This window comes from Actinosynnema sp. NPDC023658 (assembly GCF_040639995.1).
Lineage (GTDB): Bacteria > Actinomycetota > Actinomycetes > Mycobacteriales > Pseudonocardiaceae > Actinosynnema.
Map to the genome: position 1 here is coordinate 1 of NZ_JBFAAX010000400.1, position 5,294 is coordinate 5,294.

General features: G+C 69.2%; 4 protein-coding genes. 3 read left to right on the top strand and 1 reads right to left on the bottom strand.

Annotated features, from left to right (window positions below; all coding sequences use genetic code 11):
• Together AB0G02_RS27480 and AB0G02_RS27485 are read left to right on the top strand one after the other, a co-directional pair.
• Positions 1 to 438: EF-hand domain-containing protein (locus tag AB0G02_RS27480; RefSeq protein ID WP_360799147.1), on the top strand; the 438-nt coding region annotated here is incomplete at its 5' end.
• Positions 439 to 712: 274 nt separating this feature from the next.
• Positions 713 to 3,016, top strand: coding sequence for a molybdopterin-dependent oxidoreductase (locus tag AB0G02_RS27485; protein WP_360799150.1), 2,304 nt, complete (start codon positions 713 to 715; stop codon positions 3,014 to 3,016).
• 281 nt (positions 3,017 to 3,297) lie between these two features.
• On the opposite strand, the gene AB0G02_RS27490 is transcribed toward AB0G02_RS27485, so the two are convergent.
• The gene (locus AB0G02_RS27490) at positions 3,298 to 4,080 is read right to left on the bottom strand and encodes an SDR family oxidoreductase (RefSeq protein WP_360799153.1); all 783 of its coding nucleotides are present in this window, start codon (positions 4,078 to 4,080) and stop codon (positions 3,298 to 3,300) included.
• Between the two features lie 111 nt (positions 4,081 to 4,191).
• On the opposite strand from AB0G02_RS27490, the gene AB0G02_RS27495 reads away from it, so the two are divergent.
• A complete protein-coding gene (locus tag AB0G02_RS27495) occupies positions 4,192 to 4,827 on the top strand; it encodes a TetR/AcrR family transcriptional regulator (protein ID WP_360799156.1) in 636 nt (211 codons plus the stop codon).
• The last annotated feature ends 467 nt before the right edge of the window (positions 4,828 to 5,294 follow it).

Sequence of the window (5,294 nt, forward strand, 5' to 3'; positions counted from 1 at the left end):
GCCCGCGGTGCCGCGCGGGAGTCCGAGACCTCCCGCCGGCTCGTCGAGGGGTTGGACGCGTTCTGGACCACCGTGATCGCGCCGATGGACCAGGACGGTGACGGGAAGGTCGACCTGCGGGAGATGATCGAGGGGTTCCGGCGGGCGCTGGCCGATCCCGCCCTGTACCCGCAGCAGGTCGGGCCCGTGGCCGACTGCTACTTCGACCTCATCGACCTCGACGGTGACGACAGGGTCGACCGGGAGGAGTTCGGGGAGATCTTCGGCCAGGCGGGCAACGTCTCCCCGGAGGACTGCGCCGCGGTCTTCGACGCGTTGGACCTGGACGGCTCGGGCGGGCTGGACCGCGCCGAGTTCCACCGGGCGCTCGCGGAGTTCTTCTACGGCGACGACCCGGACGCACCCGCCGTCCACCTGTTCGGCAGGATCACCGGCTGACCCGCCGCGCCGGCCGGACTACCGTGGAGGCCACATCGCCGGCCACGAGCCGCACCACGCGGCACACCGGCCGGCGGGGACGGAGACCCCGCCGATGCGCAACCCCCGTGCGGAGGCCTCCCCGCTCGCGCAGGTCGACACCGACCCCTTCCCGCGAGCCGGACGGCGTGGGGCGACAGGCCTCTTCCCCGACGCATCACCCCCGCCACGTGAGCCACCCTTGTCCGAGGACGGGGACCTTCACAGGCCGAGTTGACGCATGGTGGAACAACGCATGTCGGTCGCGACGCACTGGGGCAGTTTCGTCGCCGTGGTGGATTCCGGCCGATTACTGAGGATCGAGCCGACGCCCGACGACCCCGCTCCCTCGCCCATCGGCCCCGGGATGGTGACGGCCGCCGACGACAGCGCTCGCGTGTTGCGCCCAGCGGTGCGCGCGGGCTGGCTGAACGGCGAACCTCGTGCCCGCGGCACGGCCAGGGGCACCGACACCTTCGTGGAGGTGAGCTGGGACCACGCGATCACCCTGGTGAGCGACGAACTCCGCCGGGTCCGTTCACAGCACAGGGACAGCGCGGTGTTCGGCGGGTCCTACGGTTGGGCCAGCGCGGGCAGGTTCCACCACGCGCAGGGACAACTCCACCGGTTCCTGGCGCTGGGCGGGGGATACACCGACTCCCGCAACACCTACAGCACCGCGGCCCTCGAGGTCATCCTCCCGCACGTCATCGGCGGCCACCCGTGGAGCTACCAGAGCCGCATGCCGATGTGGGACGAGATAGCCGAGAACTGCGAGCTCGTGGTGGCGTTCGGCGGGCTGGCCCTCAAGAACAGCCAGATCAACCCCGGCGGGCTGGCCAGGCACCAGACGCGGGACCTGCAACGCCGGTGCCGCGAGGCCGGGGTGCGGTTCGTGAACATCAGCCCCATCCGCAGCGACACCGCCGGTTTCCTCGACGCCGAGTGGCTGCCCGTCACCCCCAACACCGACACCGCCGCCATGCTCGGCATCGCGCACACGATGCTGGTCAACGGGTGGCACGACGAGGACTTCCTGCGCCGGTGCTGCGTCGGGTTCGACCGCTTCGCCTCCTACCTGGTGGGCGAGGTCGACGGCGTCCGGAAGGACGCCGCCTGGGCCGCGCGGATCACGGGCCTCGACCCCGACGTGATCACCGACCTCGCCCGCCGCCTCACCACCCAGCGGTCGCTCGTCATGGTCAACTACGCGGTGCAGCGGGCGGACCACGGCGAACAACCGGTCTGGATGTCCGTCGTGCTGGCCGCCATGGCGGGCTCGATGGGTCGGCCGGGCTGCGGCTGGGGCACGGGTTACGCGACGATGGACGCGACCGGCGTGGCCCCGGACCGCCCGTTCGTCGCGACGATCCCCGAGGTCCCCAACCCCGTCGGGGACTTCATCCCGGTCGCGAGGATCGCGGACACCCTGCTGCACCCGGGCGAGGTCATCGACTACGACGGCATGCGGCTCACGTTGCCCGAACTCCGCCTGATCTACTGGTGCGGCGGGAACCCGTTTCACCACCACCAGGACCTGCACCGGTTGGCCCGCGCCTGGCAGGTCCCCGACACGGTGATCGTGCACGAAGCCTGGTGGAACACGACGGCCAAGTTCGCGGACATCGTCCTGCCCGTCGCCACCAGCCTGGAGCGCGACGACTTCGCCGCCGGGTTCTCCGACCCCCACCTCGTCGCGATGCCGAAGGTCCGCGAGCCGGCGGGTGAGGCGCGCACCGATCACCACATCTTCGCCGCGTTGGCCGCCCGGCTCGGGTTCGAGCAGGAGTTCACCGAGTCGCGCTCCGAGATCGACTGGGTCCGCCACCTCTACGAGCAGACGAGGGCCCGACTGGGCGATGCCGCCACCCTGCCGGACTTCGACGACTTCTGGCGGACCTCCACCGCCCGGCTGCCGGCGTCGACCGGACCGTTCCCCGGCGATTTCCAGGCCCTCCGCTCGGACCCGCAGCGCTTCCCCCTGCCGACGCCGTCGGGCCGGATCGAGATCTTCTCCGAGGAGATCGACTCGTTCGGCTACGACGACTGCGCCGGGCACCCCCAGTGGTTCGAACCGGTCGAGTGGCTCCGTGCCGACCGGTCGGACCGCTTCCCGCTGCACCTGATCTCGAACCAGCCAGCCTCACGCCTGCACAGCCAGTACGACAACGGCGGTCACAGCCTCGCTTCGAAGATCGACGGCCGTGAGCCGGTGAGGATCAACCCGTCGGACGCCGCCTCGCGCGGCATCGAGGACGGCATGATCGTGCGCGTCCACAACGACCGGGGAAGCTGCCTCGCCGGCGCGATCCTGTCCGACGACCTCATGCCGGGCGTCGTGCAGCTGTCCACGGGAGCGTGGTGGGATCCGGTCGAGCCGGGCCAGAGCGGAACCCTGGACCGCCACGGCAACCCGAACGCCCTCACCGCGGACCGGCCGTGCTCGCGCCTGTCCCAGGGACCGAGCGCCCTCAGCGCCCTGGTCGACGTCGAACCCTACGCTGGCCCCCTTCCCGACGTGCTCGCCTTCGCACCCCCAACCCTCACCACGCCCAGCTGAATGGTCCGGGCCTGTGACACGCGGTAGTCATCGCCACGCGCACGAAAGTGTCAGTGAACGATTCAGTTTGATCAATCACCGTAGGAGTCGGCGCTCGGGAGTTACTCGGGTGCCACCGGGTGGACTGGCCGCCCAGCGTCCATTCTTCGGTCCGGTTGCGGGTCTGGAAGTAGTGGGGTTTGCCCCCGGCCCCTCGCTGCGTCAGGGTGACGACGAACGGGTGTGTCGCCTCACCTTGGCGTCGGCGAGGCGACGGACGCTCAGGTCGGCTGGTGATTCAGTCATGCCGCCGTCGTGTCGGGTTGCAGGGCGGGGCCGAGCAGGAGTCCGCCGTCCGCGACGAACTCCGAGCCCGTGACGAATGAGGCGTCGGCCGAGGTGACGTAGAGGAGCAGGGCGGTGATGTCGGCCGGAGTTCCCATCCGCGGGATGGCGTACGGCTCAGGCGAGTAGAAGTCGGCGATGGGCGGCTGGCCCGCGATCGGCTCGTTGATCAACGGGGTGGAGATGACGCCGGGGTGGATGGAGTTGACCCGGATGCCGTCCCGGCCCAGTTCGAGCGCGGCGGTCCTGGTGAGCCCGCGCAGCGCCCATTTGCTGGCGACGTAGGGCGCGTAGAGCGAGGTGCCGACGTGGGCCATCGTGGAGGCGATGTTGACGATCACTCCGCCGCTGTTGCGGCGCAGTGACGGGGTCACGGCCTTGATGCCGAGGAACGTGCCGGTGAGGTTGACGTCGAGAATGCGGTCCCAGACCAGCCGCTCGACGGCCTCGATCGGTGCCGCGGGGTTCTGGACGCCGGCGTTGTTGACCAGCACCGCGATCGGCCCGAAATGGCGTTCGGTCTCGGTGACCGCCGCGCCCCAGGCGTCCTCGTCGGTGACGTCCAAGCGGACGAACAGTGCCCGCTCGCCGAGTTCGGCGGCGAGTTCTGTGCCCGGCCCGTCGGAGAGCGCGGCGATGACGACGTTCGCTCCCTCCTGGTGATAGGCCCGGACGTGGCTGGCGCCCTGCCCGCCGGTGCCGCCGGTGACGAGAACGGTCTGCTTGTCGAAGCGTCCCATGACGTGGTCCTCCCTGCAGGACATTGGTGAGTCGAGTGACTCACCTCGCCATCAGGCTATGGTCACGACGGATGGTGAGTCAAGCGACTCGTCTCGCGTAGAATGACGTCCATGACGACGGAGCCCTCGACCTATCACCGGCGCGTCGCCGAGCAGAAGCGGGCAGCCATCATCGACGCCGCCACCCGACTGTTCCTCGATGCCGGGTACGCCGGCACGTCACTGGCCAAGGTCGCCGAGGTGGCCGGGGTATCGAAGGCGACCCTGTTCAAGCAGTTCCCGACCAAGGCGGCGCTGTTCGACGCGATCGTGACCGAGTCCTGGAAGCTCGAGGACGAAGGCGACCTCCGCCCACCGACGGGCGACCTGCGGGCGGGCCTGACGGCTATCGGCCGCCGGTACGTCGCCCTCCTCGCCCGGCCCGGCATGGCCGCTCTGTTCCGCATCGTCATCGCCGAACTGCCGCGCTTCCCGGAGTTGGGCGAGGCCCATTTCGAGCGCGGCAAGATGCCCTACTTCGACTCGGTGCGCCGCTATCTCGACACCGAGAACGCCCTGGGAACGGCGAAGCTGGACGACACGGAGCTGGCAGCGACCCAGTTCCTCGGGATGATCTCCAACTACGTCTTCTGGCCCCGGATGCTGCTCATGAACTGGTCTCCCGACGACGCATCGATGGCACACGTCGTGGATGAGGCCGTACTGATGATGGAAGCCAGATACGGCGTCGCGAACACCACCAACTGAAGCGGCAGATGCCGTGCTCGAACGTTGGTCAGCGGGCCGGCCAGCCATCCAACAGGCTCTCCCGGCCACGTGGACGCAGTCCCCTCCGCGGGCGACGGGGGAGGGCGGTAGCTACCGCCATGGTCACGGCCGTCGTCTGCGTCGTCTGGATCGGTCACTGACATTCGGCGTGCGCATCCGCTGACAGCTCACCTGCGCATGCGCTGACATGTTGCTGCGTATGCCCAGCTCAGGCACTGACAGTTCCGCTGCGCGTCACACCCCGGCCGACGTTGGCGTGCCACGCAACCTTGCCGTCGGCTGGCTTCCGTTACGTTTCACTTATCGTAAGCCAGCAACTCTCCCGTCCATAGCGTTGCGTTGTGGACAATAACGTTTGAAGCTAACGTAATACTGCTACGATATAGCCGTGCGACGACGTCCGGCACGGTGCACGTCCCGGCCGTCACCGGAGCCGTGACGGCCGG

Bases quoted from the DNA above. Each gene is read 5' to 3' on its own strand.
- AB0G02_RS27485 (WP_360799150.1), top strand. From the start codon at position 713: ATGTCGGTCGCGACGCACTGGGGCAGTTTCGTCGCCGTGGTGGATTCC.
- AB0G02_RS27490 (WP_360799153.1), bottom strand. From the start codon at position 4,080: ATGGGACGCTTCGACAAGCAGACCGTTCTCGTCACCGGCGGCACCGGC.
- AB0G02_RS27495 (WP_360799156.1), top strand. From the start codon at position 4,192: ATGACGACGGAGCCCTCGACCTATCACCGGCGCGTCGCCGAGCAGAAG.